This is a genomic window from Shewanella sp. LC6 (genome assembly GCF_006385735.2).
GTDB classification, from domain to species: Bacteria; Pseudomonadota; Gammaproteobacteria; order Enterobacterales; family Shewanellaceae; genus Shewanella; species Shewanella xiamenensis.
On the sequence record NZ_CP043902.1, the window covers coordinates 4,364,135 to 4,390,356 of the forward strand.

Sequence of the window (26,222 nt, forward strand, 5' to 3'; positions counted from 1 at the left end):
AAACGCTAACACTCCTCTGCGGCGTTTTAGCGTAAAATCAACAAAAAGCGGACTTTTTTCATTAAAAGTCCGCTTTTTTATCGCGCTGTCATCGATTTCTTATACAATCCTTGTTTATCGTGGACTTTTTAGATTGGAGCATTATGGAACCAGCTATCCTCATTATCACCCTTATTTGCGGCATGCTCGTTAGCCGTATAGGACTGCCCCCACTCATCGGCTACTTAGTGGCGGGCTTTGTACTCTTTGTATTAGGTATTGAAAAAGAAAGCCTGCCACTGCTGCAAGAACTCGCCAATTTAGGGGTTACGCTACTGCTGTTTGCGATTGGTTTAAAACTCGATATTCGCAGTCTATTTAAGGCTGAAGTGTGGGCGGGGTCGAGTGTGCATTTGATGCTATCGATCCTAGTATTCGTCCCTATTCTCAAAATATTAGGGTTATTAGGATTATCTCAACTTACCAGTTTAGGGATTGAGCAGTTAACCTTACTGGCATTTGCGTTAAGCTTCTCCAGTACCGTTTTTGCGGTAAAGGTCTTAGAAGATAAAGGGGATATGCAATCCCTGTATGGCCGTGTTGCTATTGGTATCCTGATTATGCAGGATATTTTTGCCGTACTCTTTTTAACCATTTCTAAGGGCGATGTGCCTTCGGTGTGGGCATTTGCGTTATTGTTATTACCTCTGGCAAAACCACTGATTTATAAAGCTTTTGACCGTGTTGGCCACGGTGAATTATTAGTGCTATTTGGATTAGTAATGGCACTGGTTGTCGGCGCTTGGTTATTTGAATCCGTTGGCTTAAAACCGGATCTCGGCGCATTAGTTATTGGTATTTTGCTCGCAGGACATAAAAAAGCCTCTGAGCTAGCTAAATCATTGTTCTATTTTAAAGAACTCTTTCTTGTCGCCTTCTTCTTAACCATTGGTCTCAATGGCTTACCCACGATTTCGGATATCGTGCTGGCTACATTATTAGTACTGTTAGTACCGCTAAAAATCCTATTGTTTGTCTATATTCTTACTCGCTTTAAATTACGTTCGCGCACCTCGATGTTAGGTTCCTTTAACCTAGGTAACTTCTCCGAGTTTGGTCTGATCGTCGCTGCGGTTGCCACCAGCAAAGGCTGGCTACCGTCACAATGGTTGGTGATTATTGCCGTGGCCTTAAGCTTTAGCTTTTTATTAGCAGCGCCGCTCAATGCTACGGTCGGAAATATTTACCAACGCTTCCAACAGCGACTCGTTAGGTTAGAAAAACGCCCATTGCACCCAGAAGATCGACCCATTGCCATTGGTAATCCACGCTTTTTAATCCTAGGGATGGGGCGTATCGGTAGTGGAGCCTACGATGAACTGCGTGCCCGGTTCGACGGTGAGATCCTCGGGATTGAGCATAAGCAAGAACTGGTCGATTTACACCGCGCTAAAGGCCGTAATGTTGTGCAAGGGGACGCTTCCGATACCGACTTTTGGGAGAAGCTTGATAAAGCGCCCAATCTTGAATTAGTGCTGCTAGCAATGCCGCATCATGCGGGGAATCTCTTCGCCGTTGAGCAACTTAAGAAGCTGAATTATCAAGGTAAACTAAGTGCAATCGTACAATATGGTGAGGATGCCGCATCACTCAGAAGTTCTGGCGTGCACAGCGTTTACAATCTATACGAAGCGGCGGGTGCGGGTTTTGTCGACCATGTGGTTCATGAGTTACTACCAGACTCTGAAACGAAGGCAGTTGCCGACCTAGACGATGACAACAAACAACATTCTGCCGCGGTTTAAGGCGTGTTTACGTTTGTTATCATGAATAAAACTCATCCTATTTAGGTTAAAAATGACTCAGGAAAGGGATTAACCTGAGTCATTACCTCACCCGATAAAACCTATCAAAACCACTAAAAATCAATCACCTTAACGCACTTAGACACGCTCAAACATTGCGGCGTTTTTGACTATCGGTTTTCTCTGACAAGCTTATCGTCAATGCCATAGAAAATCTCAGTTACATCGCCGACTTAGTCGTGATATAAATCGAAGACAAGAACGAAATTAGCCCAGCTTTTTTGGAAGTCTTCTCAGCATGTCGAACCCTGCGCAGCGCGCCACCAAGTTATTTGTCCAAACCTTTGGCACTAAAGCCGATGATTTATATCAAGCCCCAGGTCGAGTAAATCTGATCGGTGAATACACGGATTACAACGACGGCTTTGTTTTGCCTGCCGCCATTAATTTTCATACGGTGATTGCCGTTAAACGCCGTGAAGACAACAAGTTTCGCGCCGTTGCTGATGCCTTTCCCGGGCAAATTAAAGAATGGACCTTTGGCAAAGAAACCGAAATCCATCCCGAGGACGGTTGGGTAAATTATTTAAAAGGGTTCACAGCGGCGATGGCCAACACTGGGCTCATTGCCAAGGGCTTAGATTTAGCCGTGGTAGGCGATGTACCGCTCGCAGCAGGATTATCTTCCTCTGGCGCCTTGGTCGTCGCCTTTGGTACAGCTATTAGTGACAGCAGCCAATTGCATCTCTCACCGATGGCAGTAGCACAATTAGCGCAACGTGGCGAATATCGGTACGTCGCATCGGCTTGCAGCATTATGGATCACATGGTTTGCGCGATGGGCGAGCCGGATCATGCCCTGCTCATCGACTGCCTTGACCTTGATAGCGAAGCGATTGCAATCCCTGAGAATCTCAGCCTGATCATCATTGATGCGCATATTGAGAAACAACGATTAGCGGCGATTAGCCAGCAGCGACGTGAGGAATGCGCTCAAGCTGCCGAATTTTTTGGTTTAGACGCTCTGCGCCATCTTGAACTGCGTCAGCTTGAAAGTGCCAAGGATAAATTGGATGAAACCCTTTATCGCCGCGCCAAACACGTAGTCACCGAGAATAAACGCACTCAGAGTGCTGCTCGGGCACTAGAGCAAAATAATATTTCTAAATTCAGCCTATTAATGGCTCAGTCTCATCAATCACTGCGAGATGATTTTGAGGTAACACTGCCTGAATTTGACACTTTGGTGGATATTGTTAGCCAAGTGATTGGCGAACGCGGTGGCATACGCATGACCGATGGCTGCGTGGTCGCGCTCGTCGACCATGAGCTTACCGATGCGGTAGTTTCTGCGGTCGAACAGACATTTTTCGAGCAAACAGGGATAGACGCAACCGTTTATCTCTGTTCAGCGAGTGCTGGCGCGGGCCGTATCGACAGCTAAACACTTAATCGCACCAGCTAACTCCGCCACTAATACCATACGAATTCAACCATGAATTGTGTGGTATTTGTCATTTTTAAGAGGCAAAATCAAACGGTTAAATGACACATGAGGGAAACTAAATGGTGCGTTTCAGTGTATTAGATCCTTGGATCGATCCCCGCGGCAGCGAAATTGAACGCGTGCGGATAGACAATGGCATCATCGCCTTGGAAGTGCTCAGTTTAGGCGGCATTATTCGCGCGCTTTGGACGCCCGATAAACAGGGTGAGCGCGCCAATATCGTTCTAGGCTGCGACAGTGCCGAAGATTACCTGACTCAAAATGCCCACCTTGGCGCCATTGCAGGCCGCTTTGCCAATCGTATCGCCCTTGGCAAGCTGCAATATCAGGGGCAAACCTATCAGCTGGATATCAATCAGGCTAGCAACTGCTTACATGGTGGCCGCGAAGGTTTTAACAGAAAGAACTGGCACTTAGGCCCGCTTCCCGATGGGGTAAGATTAACCTTAGTGAGTCCAGATGGCGATATGGGCTTCCCCGGTAATTGCACGGTGCAATTAGACTATCGCCTTGCCGCCAATAATCTCTATGTAGAAATGCTGGCCTCCGTAGATAAACCTTGTCCGGTGAGCCTGACGCAGCACAGCTATTTTAATCTGGATGGTACGAGCAATAATTATCAGCACCAGATGCAAATCGATGCGATACGCTATTTGACGATGAATGAAGTCGGCATCCCAACAGGAATTGCTGAGGTTAAAGATAGTATTTTCGATTTAACTCAAAGTGTTTCCCTTGGCGAAAAACTTCACGCTCCCGAACTAACAAGCACCCAAGGTTATGATCATTGCTATTTGATGGATAACCCCGATGGTTCACTACGCCGCTTTGGTTGTTTAAGCAGTCCTGTCAGCGGCCGCGCCATGACGGTATTTACCAATCAGCCTGGCGTACAACTCTACTGCGCTAACTTTTTAGCGGGAACCGTGGGACGAAACCAACAAAGTTTGCACCAACATCAGGGCGTGTGTATTGAACCTCAAAAGCTGCCTGACTCGCCCAATCAACCGCAATTGGGTGATGATGCCTGGTTAGTACCAGGGAAAATCTATCATCATATTAGTCGATATCAATTTGATATTGTTGACTAAAGTTGAAATGAGCATCTGTAGGAATTAAAAAGAAAGGCTGGTAAGGAATAAAGTCGTTTCATTCCTTACCTTTATCCAATGTTGCCGAAGCAAATTGGATATTAATCGTCGAAATCATCGCCCCAATCTTCATCGAAATCAGCACCAATTGCATCGGTTTCGATTTCAGGCTCAACCTCAGGTTTAGCCTTACGTACTGGGCCAGAATCCTTAACGTTGTTCAGATCAATACGAGCTTGATGCTTGCTCATAAATTGAGCGCGAGCCGCTTTCCATGCACCGCTAAACTTAGCCTCAGCAGCTTTTAATGCGGCCTCATCTAAGTCGTATAGGTTCACTTTTACTATGTCTTCTACATACTCAACAATGGCATCACGGTCGGTATTGTAGAGGTAAATTCGTCCAGGGGAAGCCTCTGGCAGCTGGTTGTCGTGGACGACAATCGCATTGCCCTTCGATGTTCTCAGCTCACCATACCAAACCTGTTTCTTTGCTGTGTTATACATATATGCCAATACCCTTAAATCAACACATACACTATGAGTTTTTTAGTCTGAATAAGCGAAGCGACGCTTGCTTTGATCCACGAATAGCGCCGGAAAGTCTCTGACGTTTTCAACTGGGTATTTTTACAGAATATTTTCGATAATCAATGCCTCAAACCATGAAATTTTCACTTATTACGCATTAATTTCGGCCAAAGTCTCTAAAAAAATTTGTCACTAACGACTTTAGTCTAAAAAAACATCACATCAAGTTTTAATTATGCACCTATAACCATTAAATTATTGAAGCGATAAGAGGTTACAGCTTGTAGCTGAGTTAATTCAAAATGTTAATACCACTTTGCCCCTATGTTCGCCCGACTGCATTAATCTATGGGCCTTAGGCGCATCGTTCAATGGGTACGTTGCAAAAATATGCGGCACGATTTGCTGGCTATCAAGTAATGGCCAAACACGTTCGTGTAATTGCCTTGCGATTTCAGCTTTGGCTTCAACCGTTTGTGGTCTTAGGGTTGAACCTGTCCAGACAATTCGCTTAGCCATCAGCTGGAGAATATTAACCTCAGCTTTAGGACTACGTTGAGTTGAGACCGACACCATACGCCCATCCAACGCAAGCGCTTGCAAATTGAGGTTAATAAAATCGCCACCCGCGATATCAAATACCACATTAACGCCTTTACCCTGCGTAAAGCTCATGACTTCTTCGACAAAATTCTGAGTGTTGTAATTGACGACAAGATGGGCACCTAATCCTGAGCAATAGTCGCGCTTTTCATCCTGCCCTGTAGTCGCAATCACTTGCGCACCAAGACGATTCGCCAGCGCAATCGCCGTACTGCCAATGCCACCTGAGCCACCGTGTATCAAAACGGTTTCGCCAGCCTTGAGTCCGGCGCGCATAAATAAGTTACCCCAAACGGTAAAAAAGGTTTCAGGTAACGCGGCAGCTTGCACCATCGAAAATCCCTTTGGAATCGGCAAACAATGAGCTGCATAGGTCAAGGTGTATTCGCCATAACCGCCACCTGGGACTAAAGCACAAACCTTATCCCCCAGTTGCCATTGAGTCACGCCTTCACCTATGGCGCAAATTTCACCAGCCACTTCAAGCCCTAAAATTAACGATGCTCCAGGTGGTGGCGGATAGGCTCCCGCCCTTTGCTTAAGATCCGGCCCATTCACCCCAGCCGCACTTACTCGAATAAGAACTTGTCCGTCCCCAACAACCGGTAAGGGAGATCGAGAAAGTTGCATCACCTCTGGCGCACCGGGTTGTTCAATATGTATATGGGCATAATCTTTTGGTAAATCTGACATAGCTAACTCCTTGTACAACTTTTGGATTTCAGGCTCATATCGGCACTACGCAGGTTCAAACCTATTAACAGCTAAATGCTCTTGCTGACAGTTAACGAGTCAACAAAGGGAAGCCTGCAACCAAGTTCAAGCGAAGCAACATTAAAACAATTGCGCTCTAGATTACCAATCTTTATTGGTCACATGACCATTCAACTTAAAAAACACAATAAAAACAGATTGATGCGCTTAATGTAAAATATTTGTAAATTTTTATCGATTTATATTGGATATTTTATGCAATTTACACCATGATATTTCGGCGCTAACTGAATTAGATAAGCGTTAAATTCAGTTAGACCAATGAGGTCCGAGGTTAATTGCTGTAATACATCGGATAACGCCCAAGGAAGATCTGCTTTGCAGATAAAATAACGATGGAAACACCATGAAACAGACGCTACTTTTCGCGGCTATTAGCTTAGCCATTGCAACACCTTCGTTCGCCCATAACCATTTAGTATCAGACCAACACGCTGCTATCCCCAGTACGTTAGCACCAATAGCTTCGCCGTCAGCGCCACTCAATTTTGATGCCAGCCATCGGCCGTTATTACCCAGTAACAGCTTGATAGCCTCCCCTAACGAGCCGACACACTCTGAGTACCTCGATGCACATTCTTCACAACAGCAAGCATTGCTCGAGAACTCTCCGAGATCAAAAGCCAGCCGCTTTGCCGCCAATGCCGACTGTAGTAACTTTGTTGGTAAATCGGGCCAAGCCCTGTTAGATGAGCTAACGCAGTCCTCGCCGCAGTGTGTCGGTAAGCTATTTAATCTCAAGGGAAGTGACGCAAGCAGCGTATTTAGTGAGGCGAATGTATCCACAGTTGCTAATGCGATTGCGGCCATGGCGCCCCAATACACTGGCGTGGATAACCAAGGCATTGAGTCACATATTTACTTTGTGCGCGCCGCGCTTTATGTGCAGTTTTACAACCAAAGCGACGTACCCGCCTACAGCAGTGCGGTGAAAAACAATTTAAAATCAGCGCTTAATGCTCTCTTTACCAATAACGCCATTTGGACACTCTCCGATGCCAATGCCAGCGTGCTCAAAGAAGCACTGATCCTGATTGATTCGGCTGAACTGGGGGCTGATTTTAACTTTGTCACCCTGAAAGTGCTCAATGACTACAACAGCACATGGCAAGCCAGCTTTGCGATGAATGCGGCCGCCAATACCGTGTTTACCACCTTATTCCGCGCCCAGTGGAATACTGATATGCAGGCGCTGTTTGCCCGAGATCATGCTATTTTAGATGCGCTCAACCAGTTCCAACTTAACCATAGGGACTTACTCGGCACCAATGCTGAATATGTTTTAGTCAATGCTGTCAGAGAGTTATCTAGACTCTACTACATTGATGCCATGCGCCCCAAAGTCACCCAATTGGTCAAAAATATCTTAAATAGCACCAGCAAAAATGATCCCAGTAAAATACTGTGGTTTGCTGCCGCCGAGATGGCAGATTACTACGATCGCAGCAACTGCAATGCTTACCAGATCTGCGGTTTCAAGGCGCAATTGGCCGCCGATAGCTTACCGTTTAATTGGAAATGCTCCGACAGCCTCAAGATCCGCGCCCAAGATCTTTACCAAGATCAAGCCAAATGGGCATGTGGAGTATTGAGCCAGCAAGAAAGCCATTTCCACACGATACTCGAAACCGGAATGCAGGCGGTCGCACAGGATAACAATGATGATTTAGAACTGGTGATTTTTGGCAGCTCGTCAGAATATCAATCCCTTGCCAACAGCATTTTTGGGATCAATACCAACAATGGCGGCATGTATTTAGAAGGCTCTCCCGCAGGACTTAAAAACCAAGCGCGCTTTATTGCCTATGAGGCCGAGTGGCGACAACCTGATTTTCATGTGTGGAACTTACAGCATGAATACGTGCATTACCTCGATGGCCGCTATAACTTGTTTGGCGATTTCGGCCGCAGCGTATCCGCCAACACAATTTGGTGGATTGAAGGATTAGCGGAATATATTTCATACCGAGATGCCAACCCCGCTGCTATCGCCATGGGGGAAACGGGCGAGTATATGCTCTCAACCATCTTTAAAAACACCTATGACTCTGGCCAAGACCGCATCTACCGTTGGGGTTACCTCGCCGTACGCTTTATGTTTGAAAACCACCGCGATGATGTTCGCCAGATCCTAATCTTCCTGCGTAATAACCAATATGCTGAATATCAAGCATTTATGGATTCCATTGGCACCCGCTATGACAACGAATGGCGCGGCTGGCTCACCAGCGGTTTAAGCACCACTAACAATGGTATTGTCGATAAAGGCCCAAGTGATGAACAGGCTAATGCCAGTGGTCGCGAAGGTAACTGGGCAGGCCCCGCGGGCACCATCAGCAAAGATTACTCGCCCTGCCAAGTCAGTAACGAAGCATACCGCTATAGCGAGTCAGCCAGCCTCAGTCTTGAGGTACCTATGGAGTGCATTGACGCCAAACAAGGCCGAGCCAGCTTTAGCTTTGCCAATAGTGATCGCTCGGCTCAGGATATTTGGATCAAAATTGGCGGTGGTTGGGGTGATGCCGATATTTATTACGATTCAAGGGGATGGGCAAGTGCTGAAAAAAATCAGGGCTATGGCATCGGCAACGGTAATTACCAAGTGATCAAAGTGAGCCTAAACCCCAATGAACTTTGGCACTATATCACCCTCGAAGGCGATTTTGGTGGTGTTGATATGCTAGTGAGTACCACTGAGTTAGTTGCCGATACCGATCCCGATTTAGGTGATGGCGGCGATACTGGTGGTGAAGTGCCCAGCAATTGCGGTGCCGCAACCATCAATTACGGCAAGCTAACCCTCGGAAAAGATGAATGCCTTAGCGGTGGCCGTAATAGCTTTTATTTCTGGGTCGATGCTGACAACAGCCAATTTAGTGTCAGCACAACCGGGGGAACAGGCGATGCCAATATTTACTTTAATGCCAATACTTGGGCAAGCGCGAGCAATGCCCAAGCCAGCAGTGTAAATCAAGGCAACAAAGAGTCCTTTAGCTTTACGGCAAACCGTGGCTGGCGATATATCACAGTTGATACCACGAGTGAATTTAGTGGCGTGACCTTCAACCTTAAAACCGGTGGTGGCAGTAGCGCTCCTAATCAAATTGCTAATGCTTGCGCGACTAAATCACCCGTGAGCTATACCCAACTCACGCCGGGTGATGCCGTCTGTAGCGCCAATGGCCGTAACGACTATTACCTTTGGATTCCCGAAGGGACAAGCCAACTAGAAGTACGCTCGGCCCACGGAACTGGAGATGTCAGTCTTTACTCAGGTCGCAGCTGGGCCAATGCCCAGCAATATGAAGCCGCCTCAACAAACGCTGGCAGCACTACGGAGCAAATCAAGGTCAATAATCCCAGTGCTGGCTGGTATTACATTACGCTCCAAAGTGAAGGCCAAAGTGCAGGTGTAGCCCTTCAGGTAGATTTACGCTAATCAGCCGCACTGTAGCGGTATAAGCTAAAAGCAAAAATCCCTGCTCGGCAGGGATTTTCATTATTTCAATCGGTTAGCACACTAAAACAGCTTTAGCCTTACCTCAAACTCACGCACTATGTGGTCAATTGCTTGGAAAAACAGCCATTGTTAACCGCGATTAAAAGTAGGGGGGAATCTGACACAGAATGATGAATAGTCTCAGCAGCACGATTAAGGATGGGTGTCCAGATTTGCTCTGTCACACAAACGACTGCGATAAATGGCAATTGAATGCTTTAATCGGTTGACCTCATGGGCTTCAACTAACTCACCTTTAGCGAATTTTTGCGTTAACTCATCGCCTTTAAACAACTTATGCCACTGCTCAAGTACTTCGCGGTCAGTCCAACGATTTGCCGTCTCGATGTCCATCCGCAGCACCACATGCAGATGATTGGACATCACCGTAAAGGCCGCGATATCAATAGCAAAAACAGTTTCAAGTTCAAGCAGTAGCGATTCTACCCAAGCGCGGCGATGGTCATAGTTTTTACCCGAGTAACTATCATCGCCACATAAAAAAGCCCGCCGAACAACGCGGCTACAGCAATGGTAATAGGGACTGATGTTAAGGTGAGAGTTCAAGACTTATCTGAGTTCTACGAGGGCGCGGCATACAAACCTCCTTGTTCAATGCTTAACCAAAGCATAGTCGAAGGTTAACTACCGCGCGATTAAGGCTGGGTGTCCAGTTTTGCCTTTGCCTGTTTTGCCTGCTCAACACTTGGGATAAGATCGCGGCTACGCGCGGCCTATCCTTATTTGTTATGTTTTCTTGCTAATTTCATTTAGAAACTCTTGCGGATTATGGACGAACTTAGCTGCATTGGACTTTTTAATGGCATTTTTTAACTCGAACTCGTTGGCCTCAACCACTGACTTAAGCTCTGGGAAGAATAACGCACAATTGAGAGAATTGGCCGCTTTAACCACCTTGATAATAATTTCGTTTAGCTCCTGATTCAGATCCAGCCGTATATGGATACCATCGATTGCATCGTCCTTTAACCATACCTGAATGTCGCTATATTTTTCACCTCCCCAGGTCAGCAGCTTCTTATGCCATGACTTTGATGGAGGTAGAATGTCTCCAAGTACATCTTGAAACGCTGAGTCAAGCTTCCAGTCTCTCCAAGCAATCTCGGTATCGTAGCCTTCTTCATCGTAAAGTGAAGATGAGCTATAGCTATTTTCCTCAGCCCAAGTGGCTGGGATTAATACGACTAAAAATTGCCAAGTAGCCATGACTCTCCAGAAATATAACAACCCGCGTAAGCGCGCGAACTTGTGAGCATCGACGCAGCCGAAGACTGCAAATGACGCAGCTTGTTATGACTATTTTTGCTCATGATATAAAACTGACTTTATTAACGGGCGATAGAAAAATAAGACGAAACATACAAAAAATACAGTAACTAAAGACTTGCGAGCTAAGTAGTTAAGTGCGATACAGCACCTTAACCACATGCCAACCAAACTTAGTTTTAACGAGATGTGGCACCAGTAGCTCACCGGAAAAAGCGACTTTATCGAACTGCGGTACCATTTGCCCACGCTTAAACTCACCGAGATCGCCGCCCTTTTTCGCCGACGGGCATGAGGAATAGCGTTTCGCTAAGGCGCCAAAATTAGCACCGTTATTCAATTGCTTAATAATATCTTCCGCCTGCTCTTTGTGTTTAACAAGGATATGCACTGCGGCTGCGGTTTTATACATCTGGTACTCTCTTTTTAAAAGACAGCGGTGCCATTTTGCTGCACCGCGGTTATCGCTTTACCTATCAAGAATAAGTATTACTGACCTAAAATCTTCTGCCACCACTGCAACGGCTCACCGCAGTTTTTAGCTGGATTATAAGTGCCTCTCAGAGCGGGTAATGCCTCAGTATTGCTGCATCCTGCTTCCTTGGCTTCACCCGTATCTCGGTCAAAATAGCCTTGGATCACACCCGATGGCGGAATCGAACGCAGCCCAATGGGTGGACGCTCCTTCAAGAAGGCTTGGTATACCGCCATCGCACCGCTGCTACCATAAAGAGTGGTTTTACCGTTATCGTCGCGACCGACCCAAATCGCAGCCACGTTACGCTCATCAAAACCGGCGAACCAAGAATCACGGCTATCGTTACTGGTACCAGTTTTACCCGCCAGTGCCACACCGGGGAAGGCATTGCCTAAGCGCGTTGCCGTACCGGAGCGCACGACTTGCTGCATGGCATATTGCACCAAAAAGTCGGTATCTGGCGTAATCGCTTGCTCTTTGGCTGAACGCGTTACGGGTAAAGGCTGATTATCACTATCGAGCACTGCGGTGACTGTGGTGAGTTTACGGTAAGCGCCGCTATCGGCGAGGGTTTGATAAACCTGCGCCACCATTAAGGGCGAGCCATTCACCGCGCCCAGTAGCATCGATGGATATTCGTTAAGCGGCTCCGACCAGCCCGACTTAGCCAAGGTGGTTGCCACGGCATCGACCCCAACGGCAATCCCAAGGTTTACCGTCGGCACGTTCATCGATTTTTTCAGCGCTGTTAACAAGGAAACTTGGCCGCTAAAGGTCTTATCAAAGTTCTGCGGTGACCAGGTTTTGCCTTGCTCATTCTTTAGGGTAATCGGCTGATCTTTAAGTGGCGATGCCAAAGTAAATTTACTATTTGGTGCCAAAGCGGTGGCGTACACAAATGGCTTGATAAGCGAGCCAATCGGTCTGCGGATCTCCACTGCGCGGTTATAACCGTCAAAGCCCGGCGTTTTATCACCCACCATAGCCGCGATACCGCCAGTGTATTTGTCGGTGACCACCATACCAATCTGCAACGACTTATTGCCCTTATCTAAGCTCTTAAAGGTTTGAGTCACAGCGATTTCGGCGGCTTCCTGCGCCATAGGATCAAGAGTGGTATAAATCTTCACCCCAGATTGTTTTAATAACGCATCGCCGTAGCGCTCATTAACCTCTTGTTTAACCAAGGCATAAAACGCAGGTAATTTTTGATGCACAGGCTTATTGGCATTACGCAAACCTAAGGGCGACTCCACAGCCACCTTATATTGCGCGGTCGTCAGCTCGCCCGACTCCATCAATAACCGCAGTACTAAATCGCGGCGCTCTAAGCTGCGCTCAGGGTAACGCCATGGGTTGTAGTAAGATGGCCCCTTAATCGCCGCCACTAAAAAGGCTTGCTGCGCCGTGGTTAACTCACCGATGGGACGACCAAAATAGAATTGCGAAGCCAGCCCCATACCATGCACGGCACGGGATTTATCTTGCCCCATATACACTTCGTTGAGATAAGCCTCGAGAATTTCTTCCTTGCTGTAACGAAAATCAATAATTACCGCCATTAAGGCTTCGCGAACCTTACGCAGCAACGAGCGCTCGCTCGACAGAAAGAAGTTTTTTGCCAACTGCTGGGTCAGTGTCGAACCGCCCTGCACGGTACGCCCCGCACTGATGTTCACAAAAGCAGCACGCAGAATCGCGAAGGGGTTTACCCCGTGATGCTCGTAAAAACTGCGGTCTTCCACCAGCAATAGCGCCTGCACAATATGTTTGGGCATATCTTCGGTAGAGACAAAGAGCCTGTCTTCACCGTCACCAGTGATCATGCGGTCAAGTAAAACGGGTTCTAAATGGAATACCGCTAACTGGCGCTTATCCTCCATTCGGGCAATAGCGCTGACGCCTTCACTATCGAAGGTGATCATCACTCGCTGTTCTGGCTGATCGCCTTCGGGATGTAAAAAGGGTCGACGCCATAATTCGATTTTTGTGCTCGATGCCGAAAACTCGCCAACCTCGCGGGGGTTCGCCACTTTGCGATAGCCAAGTAGTTTTAACTCGGCCATCAACTGTGGATGACTCACCGCAGCTCCTGGATATAAGGCCATGGAGCGGCTAAAAACTTGTGCAGGTAAATGCCATTTTTGCCCTTCAAACTTACGGGCGATAATTTGGTCGAGGTAAATACCGTAGAAGGTCACAACGGCGAGGCCGATTAAGGCGAGCTTCCAGGTGAGCGACCAAATTTGCCCAAATAGGCCACGGCTTCGCTTCGCTTTACGTTGGGCTGGCGCTTTTTTTGTCGTATGAGTTGTCATATCTACTTCATCATTTATGCGTTAACGGCATCAGTCATAGGCACAACACAAGGTTGTAAATCAAGGCAGTCTAAAGGCTATGACTGAGATAAACCTAAGGTTTTTTTCTTGGTATATTTTGTCGGTAGCGTATTGGCAGGGTCGTCCGGCCACAGGTGTTTAGGGTAACGCCCACGCATTTCTTTTTTCACTTCAACATAGGGCCCTTGCCAAAAACTGGCGAGATCCGCCGTCAGTGCCAAAGGGCGCTGCGCCGGAGACAGCAGCTCCATCGTCACCTTCAGCTTACCTTGGGCTAGTAGCGGGCTGTCAGCCATACCAAAGGTTTCCTGCAAGCGAACCCGCAGTAAGGCGCGACCCGAGGTCTCGTACACTATGGGCGCGAAAGTGCCCGTGGCTAACGGCCATGAGGTCGGCAACAGTGCATCAAGCGCCTGCTGCTGCGACCAACTCAATTGATTCATCACTAAGCTAAAGCAATCGAGTTTTTGTAATTGCGGCAGATTATTCACATTTTCAAGGTAAGGCGCCAGCCAAGTTTCAAGATCGGCCAGCAGGACGGCATCGCTCATATCCGGCCAATCAGCAGTCGGATCTAAGCTTCGCGCTAAATGCAATCGCGCTTGAAACTGCTCTAAGTTAGCGTTCCAATTAAGAATTTGTAACCCTTGCTGGCGAATATAACTCAGCAATGCCGCCACAATTTGGCCGCGATTCGGATTAGGGATAGCCTCTGATTTCAATAAAATCTGCCCGACTTTTGCTTGCCGCTCAGCAACAGCGCGACCTTTGGTTTCATCCCAACCGCATTGCTCATGAGTATCAACTAAGTCGGCCAACTCATGATCAAATAGGCTCGGTTGTAACGGGCAAGCTAAATAGACCCGCCCGGCATTTTTACCTTCAGTTTCTTGAAAATCAGCCACCACCAGCCAAGGCGTTTGCGCTAAGGCATCTTCAGCGCTGAGCACTACGCCCGTGCCATTGGCTAATTGGTAACCCTCGACACCGCGGGATTTGGCGATGCGATCGGGATAAGCCAGTGCCAACAGTAAACCGACATCCTGATGATGCGCATGGGAGGCGATGGCCACTAAATCGGCCTGAGTGAATTGCTTATCTAGCGCCAGCTTTCTCAGCCATTGTTTTGCCTGCTGCCCCGCACTGCCTTGGGTGGCAAAATGCAAGTAATTCATGATATCGGCGCCTTTGCGCGGTAATCCCCGCGCCTCTAAAATACCCGCAAGCAAGCAGGCCAAGGCCGCAAGTTCTGTAGAATGGGATTTAGCAGCTAATAACATGTGCGCGAGGCGCGGATGACAGCCCAGCTCATAGGCCGCCTTGCCGTGCTGAGTAAGTTTGTTTTGCCCATCGACCACGCCTAAGTGCTGCAGCAGTTGCCACGCCAGCGCTTCGTTCACGCTCGGCGGCGCTGTCAATAACAGCAAATCGCTGAAGGATTTTGCGCCCCAATAGGCACAGTCATGGGCCATTGAGACTAAATCGGCTTGGCTGATTTCGGGCTCATCGGCTTTGAGCAGACGTTGATGCTCTTCTTGGCCCCACAATCGAATACACACGCCCGCCGCTAAACGGCCAGCGCGGCCAGCACGTTGGGTTGCCGAAGCTTGGCTAATACGTTTAAGGCTTAAGCGCGTAACCCCCGTTTTAGGGTTAAAACTCGCTTGGCGTTTATAGCCACTATCGATAACCAGCCCAATGCCTTCAATGGTGAGACTCGACTCGGCAACGTTGGTGGAGAGCACTATTTTACGCCTGCCACTTGCGTCTGCCTTAATCGCCCAATCCTGTTCCTGCGCAGACAACTCGCCATAAAGCGGACAAATTGCCAGACGGTTGCTATCGAGGCGCTCCGCCAAATACTGCGCCACCCTGAGGATTTCCGCCTTACCGGGTAAAAACACCAGTATATCCTGCGGGCCACTATCCGTTATTGAGGCCGCACTATCCGTTATTGAGGTAGCACTATCGAGCACGGTGCGACTCAAATGATCGAGCCAATGCTGCTGTCCCGCGACAGCACGGTAGATGATTTCAACCGGAAAACTGCGCCCTTCACTCTTGAGCAGAGCTGCGTTTGGCATTAACTCACTGAGCGCAATGCCAGATAAGGTTGCCGACATGGCGAGGATTTTTAAGTCATCCCGCAGTGAGCTTTGCACTTCAAGAGCGAGGGCTAAACCAAGATCTGTGGTCAAATGCCGCTCGTGGATCTCATCGAAAATGATCATATCGATCCCGGTCAATTCAGGATCTTGCTGGATCATTCGGGTTAATATCCCTTCGGTAACAATCTCAAGCCGAGTCTCACCACTGACCTTTGACTCACCGCGCACCCTAAAACCGACCTCTTGCCCTACCGCCTGTTGCCGACAACTGGCAATAAATTGCGCCACACTGCGGGCGGCCACACGTCGAGGTTCCAGCATTAAAATCCGCCCAGAAACCTCAGCCCAATCCAAGATAGCTAAAGGCAAGGCGGTGGATTTACCCGCGCCTGTGGGTGCCTCGAGGATCACTTGGGCATGCGTTGCAAAGGCATCACGCAGAGATGGCAGTAAGGAATGAATAGGTAGATTGTTCAATGCAACAGTATCAACAGGGAAAAATGATGTGGCAGTTTAACATAGGCCTTTGGCAGTGTCCCTCCCGCAGCCTCGGCTTTGATACGTCGCAGTTTGGCATTGGCCTGCTAAAAATAGCATCGCCCCGACAGCAAGGCTCTCGGGGCGCTAATAGCACAAATAAGCCGAGTTAGAACTGATAGGTCAGCTTAGCCCAGAGATTACGCCCCGGCTCGTTGACCCTGAACATGGCCTCACTGCCAGGCAGATCATTACCCGTACCGGCCTTACTCACATGCTCTGCGTAGGTTGCATCAAACAGGTTTTCGACACCGAAGATAAAGGATAAATCCTTGCTGTATGACCAAGAAGCATTGAGTGCCAAGGTACCAAAGCCACTACTTGGGCCTAAGTCTTGGCCCACAATATTGCCTTGACCTAAGGTATAACGATCCTGCGATGCAACTAGCCGCCACTGCGCCGCCATTGTCCAAGCTTGCCATTGATAATTAACAATTAATCTTGCCTCTAACGGCGATATTTGCCCAAGTGCGACCTTGTCGGTATCGTTTTCACCTTGGGTATAACTTAAGGTAAGTTGAGTCGACCATTGATCATTAAACGCATAGTCTAGGCTTGCTTCGCCACCGAATAAGCTGGCATCAATATTACGGGCTACCGTGGTGTTGCTGGTCGAATCAATCAAAATATAGTCATTAATCTCACCGTAAAAGAGTGACACTGACGCTTCAACCGGACCTTGGTAAATCCAGCCTATATCAAATTGATTGGTCGTTTCTGCCTTAAGATCAAAGGCTTTCTGTGCGGGATTATCGGCGCTAGCCTTCATGATCTCCCAATAGTCTGGCACGCGTTGCGCCGAGCCAAATCCAGCATAGTATTGATGAGCATCGAGTTGATATTCATAACGCACATAACCGCTGTAGAGGGTATCCTCCCGCTCACCCTGCTGGGCGATTAACAATTCGCTATCCCAGCGATCAACTCTCAGTCCAGCGTGCAAACTACTGTTACCTGAACCTTGGTTATCAAAGCCATAACGGGATTCGGCAAACAGGCCATAGTTTTTATAGCGCATATCTTCCTTAAACGGCTTATTGAGTAAGTCGTCTAAACCAACATCCCCCGTTGCCATGCTGCGGCCATCATGCGCGCTAGACATATAATCCAGCCCCAATGTTAATTCGAGGCCATCGAGCGGGGTTAAATCAAACCAAAGATGACCACCGTCGGTCATTCGGCGCACATTCGAGCCAGAATTCACCCCTTCATCAAATCGGTCCATAATATGGTCGTTCTTATTGCTAAAGGCTTGTAACTCGACTGCGGCCAGCCAGGTCGACTCAAACTCATGTTGTATGAGCACCGCCGCATCACGGTTATCAATTTGGCGAGCCTTATTTAATCTGTCGGCATACTCAGCCTCACCGCTCGACTCACCGTAAGCTAACTCCACAACGGTGCGCTCAGTAGGTGTCCAACCGAGGGCAAGATTGGCGTTTTGGCGGTCATAACTGGATTGGACCTTATTGCCATTGCCGTCCTGATAATGATCACTACTCGATTGATTAATATCAAAATCAAGGTAGTAATTTTTATCCCCTGCACTCAACTCCACCATGGCATCTCGTCTATCGAAACTGCCACCCGTCGCACTGGCACGCCCTTCAAGATCCGCTTGATTAAAGCGATGACGATTTTTCTCAAACAGAATTGTGCCCGCGGTGCCGACAGGGCCATATTTCACCGTCTGCGGGCCTTTAATAACCGTTATCTGATCGTAAGTTTCGGGATATATATAATTGGTTGGCGGATCCATACGTCCACCACAGGCACCATACACATGCTGGCCATCGTCAACGATGTTTAAGCGCGAACCACCCAACCCACGAAACATCGGATCGCCGCCAGAGCCGCCTTTACGGGTGATATTAAATCCCGGAATCGTGCGTAAAAACCCTGAGCCATCATAGGCGGGTAATGGCAATCGATTTTGTTTGGGATCACTCACTAAGTGTACTGGCTGACGCATCACATCAGCGGTAACCAGCAGATAATCTTTACATTTTTGGTCATCACCACAGTCGGTCGCCTCTGTAGACCAGCCCAACTGAGGCAAAGTGGAGCCTAAAATACTCGCTAAAATTAGCGCTAATTTGATCGGTTGATATGGCACAAATTTCCCCTACATATTGTTTTTAATGATTTTTGTGGGGGTATTGTTATGGCTGGTGATATAAGTGCAATCAAAACTCGGCTTGGCGCGACAATCTGTCGCAGCCTAAGTTGCATGGGCTCACATTAAGGTAAATAGTGATAAATGAGTCACTTACAAATTAAGAATTGCAGAAGTATAAAAACTCACTTGAAGGATAACCGCCGTTACAGCAGCCAAGGCTCGGCCAATCCAGAGGTTAATGTTAGCAATGGCGCGGGTTTATTAATCGCATAACCTTGAGCATAATCCACTCCTAAGCTCTTTAATTTTAAACCAATTTCTGTCGATTCAACAAACTCGGCTACCACATCAAATCCCATATCTTGTCCGAGCTGACAGATGGCTTTGATGATTGCTTGATCCGCATCATCGTCACACAGGTTGATAACAAACTGACCATCGATTTTGACGTAATCCACATTTAAACGTTTTAGATAAGCGAAACTTGAAAATCCCGCACCAAAGTCATCCAGTGCGAGCTGGCAATTTAATGGCCTAAGCACTTCAATCAATTTAGTTGCTTGATCTAATTGGCTTACGGCGGCGGTTTCGGTGATCTCAATGCAGAGTTTATCCACCAACTCAGGTTCAGTCATTAGCCGCATTTCAAGCCAATTCATAAACTCGCTATCACCCAAAGACGTCGCCGAAAGGTTGACGGATACCAGCCCCAATTGCTGCCAAATCGCTAAATGGCTACTCCCCCACTTCAGCAGATTATCAATGACCCACAAGTCTACTTTGGCGGCCAAGTTATAACGCTCAGCGGCAGGTAGGAAAATTGCTGGCGAAACAATGTTGCCATTTGGCTGCACCATACGGAGCAGCACTTCTAAATGTAATCCTGGCTCTTCGCAATTTAGTGGTGCAATACTTTGAAAATAAAGCTCAAATTGATTTAACGCGAGGGCACTAACAATATCTACCGAGGCCATCATTTCAGTGTAAAGACGGGTCATTTTAGGATCTTTAGCACTGTATAAATGCCAGCCATTTCGCCCCTTATCTTTGGCGAGTCGACAGGCCGCATCAGCATGACTCATCACGGTATAAATATCAGAGGCCGACCTGTCGAACTTAGCTATCCCCATACTGACGCTAACATTGTGGCAGCGGTTTTCCCAGATAAATTCGTGGGTTGCTAACTGAGTACAAATCCGCTTAGCAATATGCTGCGCCGAATCCACATTGCAGTAATGCATTAAAATACCGAACTCATCACCACCAAGCCGAGCAACAATATCGCCCTTACGCACCAGTTGTTTAAGCCGCAATGTCAACTGGCACAGTAACTTATCCCCCGCTTGATGACCGCTAACATTGTTGATCACTTGAAATTGATCGACATCGATAAAGGCAACACAGGTTGGCATATCATCTTTGCTATGCAGCAAATTATCGAGTAATGCCTCAAAGTGCAGCCGATTGGGCAATCCGGTAAGAGCATCATAGTTAGCATGAAAAGAGAGCTCATCGGCCAGCCGATACTTTTCACTCACATCTTCGGCAATCATAACCAGGGTGTCCTTATCACCGTGGATCTGACTAAAACTGAGCCTTAACCACTCTAATTGATGCAGCGATTTAAGCGGCAATTCGCACCAAGCTTGTCCTAATACGCCTTCACGCACCATATGCAACGTATCGGAGAGCATCGCGTGCTCTTCATCGCGCACCATGCTGAATAAATCGTATCCATGCTGCACTGGCAAGGTTTGCAGCGCCACTTTGTTCAGCATCGTCAGTTGATTTTGTTTATCGAGCAAAGCACAAGCCAAGGGTAATTGGTTAAAGACTTCGCGATATTTGTTTTCACTCGCTAACATATCATGGGCGATACGGGTCAGCTCCATCGCCGAACCAATCATCACCGCAGCATGTTGAAACTCCTGAATAAACTCCTCGGTCCACTCACAGCATTCGGAGCAATTTACCGCCCCAAGGGCAATACGGGTTTCGCCAAATACGACGGGGGGTAACACCAGTAGACTTTTGACATCCCAATCCCGTAACAATGCCCGCTCCGCCTGAGCTTCTGGCGGTAATGTATTCACATCGGGTAGATTCAGCAGCTTGGGGTTTCTCACAAGGGAGCGAAAAAAAGGCATACGCGCGAGTGGCCAAACGCGAGTCTGCTGGCCCTGGCTAAATTGCGGTTTTAAATACAAATTACGGGTGCGTAAATGGTCGAGGGATAAACTCCCCGTTAGCACAAACACCCCATCACAGTGCAACTGAAGTGTAATCGCCTCTAATGCTCTATCAACATTTTGCTCTAGGGTTTCTAGCGGCGTTTCGCTAAAAATCGTCACTAATGCCTGTTGGAGTGAATTTGCTAAACCATCTGACATGAAAAGGGATTTCCTTACCTACAATTCCATTTAAGGTATTATTGCTACACTTCCCAGAAACAAATTCAAGTCATCGAAAGCCGATGATGAATAATGACCACGGGCCTTTCTGTATTACCAAACAAAAGCATAGCTTATGTTTGGCATTTGAGCAGGTAGCGGAGATAAAGAGTGTTACAACGACTATTTCTTGGATTCGCCCTTAATGAGACTCAACGCATGCAACTGCTGCAATTGCAGCAATGCTTAGCACAACAGTTAACGCCCCATGCAAAACCCGTAAGCAAAGCGAATTTTCATCTCACCCTCGCTTTTTTAGGCTTAGCCCATCAGTCTCAAAAGACGCAACTGCTCGAAGCCGTTGATAAACTGCATCGGCCACGATTTACTGTACAACTGGATAAGCTCGCCGTTTGGCCCAAGGCACAGGTATGTTGTTTAAAGGGAGATAGGGTTAGCCCTGCGTTGGCGTTATTGGCATCGCAGGCGCAAGATTTAGCGCAGCAGTTGCAATTGCATCAGAGCGAACATCCATTTCGACCGCATGTCAGCTTGTTTAGAAAAGCCAAGTCATTGAGCACCTTTGATAACGAGCTTCCCCTCAAGGATCTAGCGAATACACCGATAACTGCATTCACGCTCGCTCCCGAGCAGCTTCATTTGTACCTTTCGTCAAGCGGTAATCGTGGGGTGGAATATCACATCTTACATTCTTGGCCGCTCGAACAGCCTGAATCCGCCCAATAAATAAAACGCCAGAAACAATCAGCCCGAGCATAGCCCGGGCTGATAAAGATAATAAAACACTAACGGGTTTAATCGAGCAAACGCAGTGTCTCACGGTAGGCGCGTTTCTGCTCATAGCTATGTAAACGCTGCTTAAATTCATCGGTTTTAGTCGCTTCAGCCGTCATCTTCAAAGCTGCAATCGCTTTTTGTTGCGTCGAAACGGCTGCGCCAAAATCGCCCACTTCCGCATAGGCCGCGGCCAAGTTATCGAGATTAGTGGGATCATTTTCGTTGACCTTAAGGAGCTGTAGAGATAACTGAAGCGCTTTATTGCCATCACGGTATTCGGCCTCTGGGCAAGTTGCGAGAATCCAAGCCACATTGCCAAGGGCAATATCATCGCCAACACGGGAAAATTGCTCTACCGCTTTGCCGCAATTGCGCTTAACGCCATCACCACCCGAAGCGTAAATAAAGCCTAAACGGAACTGTGCCCAACGGTTACCTCGCTCGCCCATATCCTTATACCAACGCTCGGCCACAGCTAAGTCTCGTTTAATCAATTGGCCTTCAAAAGAGAGATCCGCCAAAGTTTGCTGCGCCTTTTCGTGTTGTTGCTCGGCGGCGAGAGTTATCCAGTGCAGTCCTGATGGCACTTCTTGCTGCACATAACGTCCAGAGAGAAACATCAGTCCCAGTAAAAATTGCGCATCGGCATCACCTTGTTCCGCCTGAACTTGAATATGCACAAATTTACTCGCCGCAATTTCATTTGCGGGCTGCGGGATAGAAAATGCGTATGCAGCAGAACTTAATCCAACGGATAAAGTCAATCCTGCACCGAAAACCCATTGTCTGTATTTCACGTGGTAACCTCTTCGAAAAACAACCGCGTCCCCAAGTTAGCCAGAATTAACCCTATAAGTCGAGTCTAAATAGGTTCAATTGACCTTAAATAAAGGGAAAAATCACCGCTGATTTTTAAATTGCTCGACTCACCATGTCAGGCCACTAAGGTTTACGATTATTTTACTCACAAAAAACCCTTAAAAGCCTTTATAAGATGTGATTAACTCTACAGAGTTAAGTGAATCCAGTGAGTTTGACACCGATTTAGTTGACTAATATCACTAAAGTAGCAAAATAAGCTCTAATTTTAGTTGGTTAATTGCATTTATTCACTCATTCTAAACTAAGATGTCCATCAAGTTTTTATGGGTGTAATTGACGTAAAATGCTTATTTAGAATATTCTTACTTTCGTTTTAATCAATCGAGGAACATCGACATGGCTCTGATTGGTAAGCCAAAACCGGACCCAACTTTGGAATGGTTTTTATCACACTGTCACATTCATAAGTATCCCGCTAAAAGCACCTTGATCCATGCTGGTGAAGACTCAGATACCCTTTATTACATCGTAAAAGGTTCTGTTGCGGTATTGATTAAAGATGAAGAAGGTAAGGAAATGATCCTATCTTATCTTAATCAAGGCGACTTTATCGGTGAGTTAGGATTGTTCGAAGAACAAGCTGAACGTACTGCTTGGGTTCGTGCAAAACAAGCATGTGAAATTGCTGAAATCTCTTACAAGAAGTTCAAGCAATTAATCCAAGTTAACCCCGAAATTCTGATGAAGCTTTCGGCTCAAATGGCATACCGCCTACAGAGCACTAGCCAGAAAGTCGGTAATTTAGCATTCCTCGATGTGGCAGGCCGTATTGCCCAAACATTGTTGCATTTAGCAAAACAACCTGATGCCATGACTCACCCAGACGGCATGCAAATTAAGATCACTCGCCAAGAAATTGGTCAGATCGTTGGTTGTTCCCGCGAAACTGTGGGTCGTATCTTAAAGATGCTTGAAGAACAAAATCTCATTCAAGCACACGGTAAAACCATTGTGGTATATGGCACCCGTTAAGTTAGACTTCAGCTTGATTTAAGCCTGTTTCATTAAAGTGGCCTAGCATAAAATCTAGGCCATTTTTTATTGGGGAGCATAAATGAAACGGCTGTTATTTATCTGTTTTTTCAGTCTGTTTACGCTGGTGCATCCAACAATAATTAACGCCGAACCGATTGAATTAGAACATTATCAAGCCAAGGCTTTAGTCAACTCTGGGCAAATTCTATCACTCAATGGCACCCTAGCCGTGGTCAATCAATTCTGCCAAGGTGAACTAATTGACGCACATCTCTATCAAGAAGATCATAAATGGCGCTATGATTTGCAAATCAAAGTGCAACGCGGCCAAATAGTGAATCTGAGTATTGATGCCACCAACGGTCAACTTGAACACTCCACCGCACTACCGAGCGAATGTCGAAAACATGAAACTGCTACTCGTTGAAGATAATCCGATGTTGGTCTCCGAACTGGAGAAACAACTCAAACAGGCTGGCTACGTTACCGATATTACTGACAAAGCGGTTGAAGCCGATTACCTCGTTAAAGAAACCCAATACGATTGCGTGATCTTAGATATTGGTCTCCCCGATGGCAATGGGCTGGAATTACTCGAAGGCTGGCGTAATCAAGGCATTAGCACTCCTGTTATTATGTTAACCGCCCGCAGCCAATGGCATGAAAAGGTCGAAGGTTTCAATGCCGGTGCCGATGATTATTTAGGAAAACCCTTCCACGCACAGGAGTTATTAGCGCGTATCCAAGCGCTTATTCATCGCGCCCATGGCCGTTTAAATAATTCCAGCAAGCAACTTAGCTATGGCGGCGTCACCTTAGATGAAGCCGAACAAACCGTCAGCGTTGGCGAGCATTTATATGAATTGACTGCCATGGAATTCAGGCTGTTAAAAATCTTCCTCATGTCACCTAAGAAGCTGTTATCTAAGGCTCAACTGACGGACAAGCTCTATCAGTTTGACGACGAGAAAGAGAGTAATGTGGTTGAAGTTTACGTGACTCATCTGCGCAAAAAACTCGGTAAAACTGCGATAGAAACCCGCCGCGGCCAAGGTTATATCTTCCACGGCGTGACTGCATGATCTCGATTCGCACTAAGCTCAGTTTATGGTTAACGGGCTTATTGGTATTAGGCACAGTGGTTGGACTCGTATTATTTGAGTCCATGCTGCGCCAAGCGTTTCACGACTCGATTATCAATCGCTTAGAAGAAGATTTAGAACACATTATGCTGGCAACCCATTTCAATAATGGGGAAATCCACATCGATCAGAGCCAACTGTCGAGCTTCTACCGCCCCGCCTATTCGGGGCGTTATTTCCAGCTAAACCTGCCCAATGAAGTGATCCGCTCCCGCTCCCTGTGGGATATGCAGCTCGATATCGAACCTTTAGCGCCAAACCAGACCCGTGTCTGGCAGGCAAAGGGACCTAAAAATAATGATATGCAGTTGTTATCTCTTGGATTAAATTCCAGCAGTGCCAATGTGACCGCTACGCTTACTGTCGCACAAGATTTGAGTATTGGTCGGCGGGTATTTAGTGAAGTCTACGGCACTAAGCTTGGGGTTAACCTCGCCATGTTAGTGGCCATGATCGCGGGTATATTCCTGATCCTGCGCCAATCCTTTAAACCCGTTAAACAGATCCAACATGCACTGTCACGCCTACAAGAAGGCGAGATTAACGCCTTAGAGCTGAATAACATTCCGCCCGAAGTGCAACCGCTGGCGAAGACCTACAACGAGTTATTGGAATACACCGCCAAGCAAATAGAACGTAGCCGCAATAACTTAGGCAACTTAAGCCATGGGCTCAAAACCCCACTGGCAGTGATGCAGCAACAGGTAGAAGCCTTGGGGCTAAAAGATCCCGATACAGCCATGGCGTTGCAACAGCAACTCGACGCTATCCATAAAATGGTCGAGCGTAAGCTTGCGGCGGCGCGGATCACCGGTGATATGTTACCTGCCGCCCAGTTAGTGGTGCCGAGGGATCTTCACAGCCTCGCCAATACCCTTAACAAAGTGCACAGAAGCAAAAACATCAACTGCGACTTTGAGCTCGATCCTAGTATCCAACGCCTGCCTATTCATAGGGAAGATGGTATGGAGCTCTTAGGGAATCTGCTCGATAACGCCTTTAAATGGGCGGGTAGCCAAGTCACGGTAAAACTGTGGAAGGCGCAAAACAAACTCTGCCTTAGCATCGATGATGATGGCCCAGGTGTTGCTGACGACGAACTCGATAAACTCACCCAAAGGGGCACGCGCCTTGATGAATCCGTCATGGGTCATGGCCTAGGGTTATCGATAGTGAAAGAAATTGCCGAGCAATATGGCATTGAACTTAAGTTTAAACACAGCAGCCACTTATCTGGCCTCAGTATTGAACTAGTCTTTGGCTAACGAGTGCTTAGCTAAGCGTGCTTAGCGAACATGTGTTGAGCTAACTATTGTTGTCCTAGCTATTTGCTCTAAGTGCCACCCATAAAAAACGCCATCAATTGATGGCGTTTTTGT

Annotated in this window: 18 protein-coding genes and 1 pseudogene; 9 read left to right on the forward strand and 10 right to left on the reverse strand. The window is 47.3% G+C overall.

All coding sequences use genetic code 11. From position 1 onward, the window contains the following. Positions 1-143 precede the first annotated feature (143 nt). The 3 genes from FJD32_RS19560 (at position 144) to FJD32_RS19570 (ending at position 4,382) form a co-directional block, all read left to right on the forward strand. Entirely contained in the window at positions 144-1,784 is a 1,641-nt protein-coding gene (locus FJD32_RS19560; protein WP_140907376.1) for a cation:proton antiporter family protein, read from the forward strand. 298 nt (positions 1,785-2,082) lie between these two features. Beyond that, on the forward strand, positions 2,083-3,228 hold the full coding sequence (galK, locus tag FJD32_RS19565) for a galactokinase (protein WP_055647537.1): 1,146 nt from the start codon (positions 2,083-2,085) through the stop codon (positions 3,226-3,228). Between the two features lie 122 nt (positions 3,229-3,350). Further along, complete coding sequence (locus tag FJD32_RS19570) at positions 3,351-4,382, forward strand: aldose epimerase family protein (protein WP_140907377.1); 1,032 nt, start codon at positions 3,351-3,353, stop codon at positions 4,380-4,382. 101 nt (positions 4,383-4,483) lie between these two features. Here the strand turns inward: FJD32_RS19570 and FJD32_RS19575 are convergent, their stop codons facing one another. Beyond that, positions 4,484-4,888: a hypothetical protein gene (locus FJD32_RS19575; protein WP_037414254.1), complete on the reverse strand. Its 405-nt coding sequence runs from the start codon at positions 4,886-4,888 to the stop codon at positions 4,484-4,486. A gap of 321 nt (positions 4,889-5,209) precedes the next feature. After that, entirely contained in the window at positions 5,210-6,208 is a 999-nt protein-coding gene (locus FJD32_RS19580; RefSeq protein WP_140907378.1) for an NAD(P)H-quinone oxidoreductase, read from the reverse strand. Between the two features lie 427 nt (positions 6,209-6,635). Here FJD32_RS19580 and FJD32_RS19585 point away from each other — a divergent pair, with 427 nt between their 5' ends. After that, on the forward strand, positions 6,636-9,728 hold the full coding sequence (locus tag FJD32_RS19585) for a M9 family metallopeptidase (RefSeq protein WP_140907379.1): 3,093 nt from the start codon (positions 6,636-6,638) through the stop codon (positions 9,726-9,728). A gap of 240 nt (positions 9,729-9,968) precedes the next feature. On the opposite strand, the pseudogene FJD32_RS19590 reads toward FJD32_RS19585, so the two are convergent. From FJD32_RS19590 to FJD32_RS19620, 7 genes and pseudogenes are all read right to left on the reverse strand, one after another. After that, positions 9,969-10,386 (reverse strand): annotated as a pseudogene (locus tag FJD32_RS19590) (transposase); the annotation flags it as partial. A 149-nt stretch (positions 10,387-10,535) separates the two neighbouring features. Next, complete coding sequence (locus FJD32_RS19595) at positions 10,536-11,015, reverse strand: hypothetical protein (RefSeq protein WP_088586166.1); 480 nt, start codon at positions 11,013-11,015, stop codon at positions 10,536-10,538. A 193-nt stretch (positions 11,016-11,208) separates the two neighbouring features. Then, positions 11,209-11,487 carry a peptidylprolyl isomerase gene (locus FJD32_RS19600; protein WP_140907380.1) on the reverse strand — a complete coding sequence of 93 codons (279 nt, stop codon included), beginning with the start codon at positions 11,485-11,487 and terminating at the stop codon, positions 11,209-11,211. Between the two features lie 77 nt (positions 11,488-11,564). Further along, the gene (mrcB, locus tag FJD32_RS19605) at positions 11,565-13,871 is read right to left on the reverse strand and encodes a penicillin-binding protein 1B (RefSeq protein ID WP_140907381.1); all 2,307 of its coding nucleotides are present in this window, start codon (positions 13,869-13,871) and stop codon (positions 11,565-11,567) included. Between the two features lie 77 nt (positions 13,872-13,948). Beyond that, positions 13,949-16,477: an ATP-dependent helicase HrpB gene (gene hrpB / locus FJD32_RS19610; protein ID WP_140907382.1), complete on the reverse strand. Its 2,529-nt coding sequence runs from the start codon at positions 16,475-16,477 to the stop codon at positions 13,949-13,951. A gap of 169 nt (positions 16,478-16,646) precedes the next feature. Further along, positions 16,647-18,653: a TonB-dependent copper receptor gene (locus FJD32_RS19615; protein WP_140907383.1), complete on the reverse strand. Its 2,007-nt coding sequence runs from the start codon at positions 18,651-18,653 to the stop codon at positions 16,647-16,649. 206 nt (positions 18,654-18,859) lie between these two features. Then, positions 18,860-21,046 carry an EAL domain-containing protein gene (locus FJD32_RS19620; RefSeq protein WP_055648512.1) on the reverse strand — a complete coding sequence of 729 codons (2,187 nt, stop codon included), beginning with the start codon at positions 21,044-21,046 and terminating at the stop codon, positions 18,860-18,862. Positions 21,047-21,217: 171 nt separating this feature from the next. On the opposite strand from FJD32_RS19620, the gene thpR reads away from it, so the two are divergent. Further along, positions 21,218-21,793: an RNA 2',3'-cyclic phosphodiesterase gene (gene thpR / locus FJD32_RS19625; RefSeq protein WP_088586170.1), complete on the forward strand. Its 576-nt coding sequence runs from the start codon at positions 21,218-21,220 to the stop codon at positions 21,791-21,793. A gap of 68 nt (positions 21,794-21,861) precedes the next feature. Here the strand turns inward: thpR and FJD32_RS19630 are convergent, their stop codons facing one another. Next, positions 21,862-22,641 carry a tetratricopeptide repeat protein gene (locus FJD32_RS19630; RefSeq protein ID WP_037414147.1) on the reverse strand — a complete coding sequence of 260 codons (780 nt, stop codon included), beginning with the start codon at positions 22,639-22,641 and terminating at the stop codon, positions 21,862-21,864. Between the two features lie 421 nt (positions 22,642-23,062). On the opposite strand from FJD32_RS19630, the gene crp reads away from it, so the two are divergent. The 4 genes from crp (at position 23,063) to FJD32_RS19650 (ending at position 26,108) form a co-directional block, all read left to right on the forward strand. After that, positions 23,063-23,698, forward strand: coding sequence for a cAMP-activated global transcriptional regulator CRP (crp, locus tag FJD32_RS19635; RefSeq protein ID WP_011070954.1), 636 nt, complete (start codon positions 23,063-23,065; stop codon positions 23,696-23,698). A gap of 82 nt (positions 23,699-23,780) precedes the next feature. Beyond that, the gene (locus tag FJD32_RS19640; protein WP_037414150.1) at positions 23,781-24,128 is read left to right on the forward strand and encodes a hypothetical protein; all 348 of its coding nucleotides are present in this window, start codon (positions 23,781-23,783) and stop codon (positions 24,126-24,128) included. Then, positions 24,109-24,783, forward strand: coding sequence for a response regulator transcription factor (locus FJD32_RS19645; protein ID WP_037414152.1), 675 nt, complete (start codon positions 24,109-24,111; stop codon positions 24,781-24,783). Before FJD32_RS19640 ends, FJD32_RS19645 begins: the two co-directional genes overlap by 20 nt. Then, on the forward strand, positions 24,780-26,108 hold the full coding sequence (locus FJD32_RS19650; protein WP_037427010.1) for an ATP-binding protein: 1,329 nt from the start codon (positions 24,780-24,782) through the stop codon (positions 26,106-26,108). The genes FJD32_RS19645 and FJD32_RS19650 overlap by 4 nt, the downstream gene beginning before the upstream one ends. Positions 26,109-26,222: the final 114 nt, after the last annotated feature.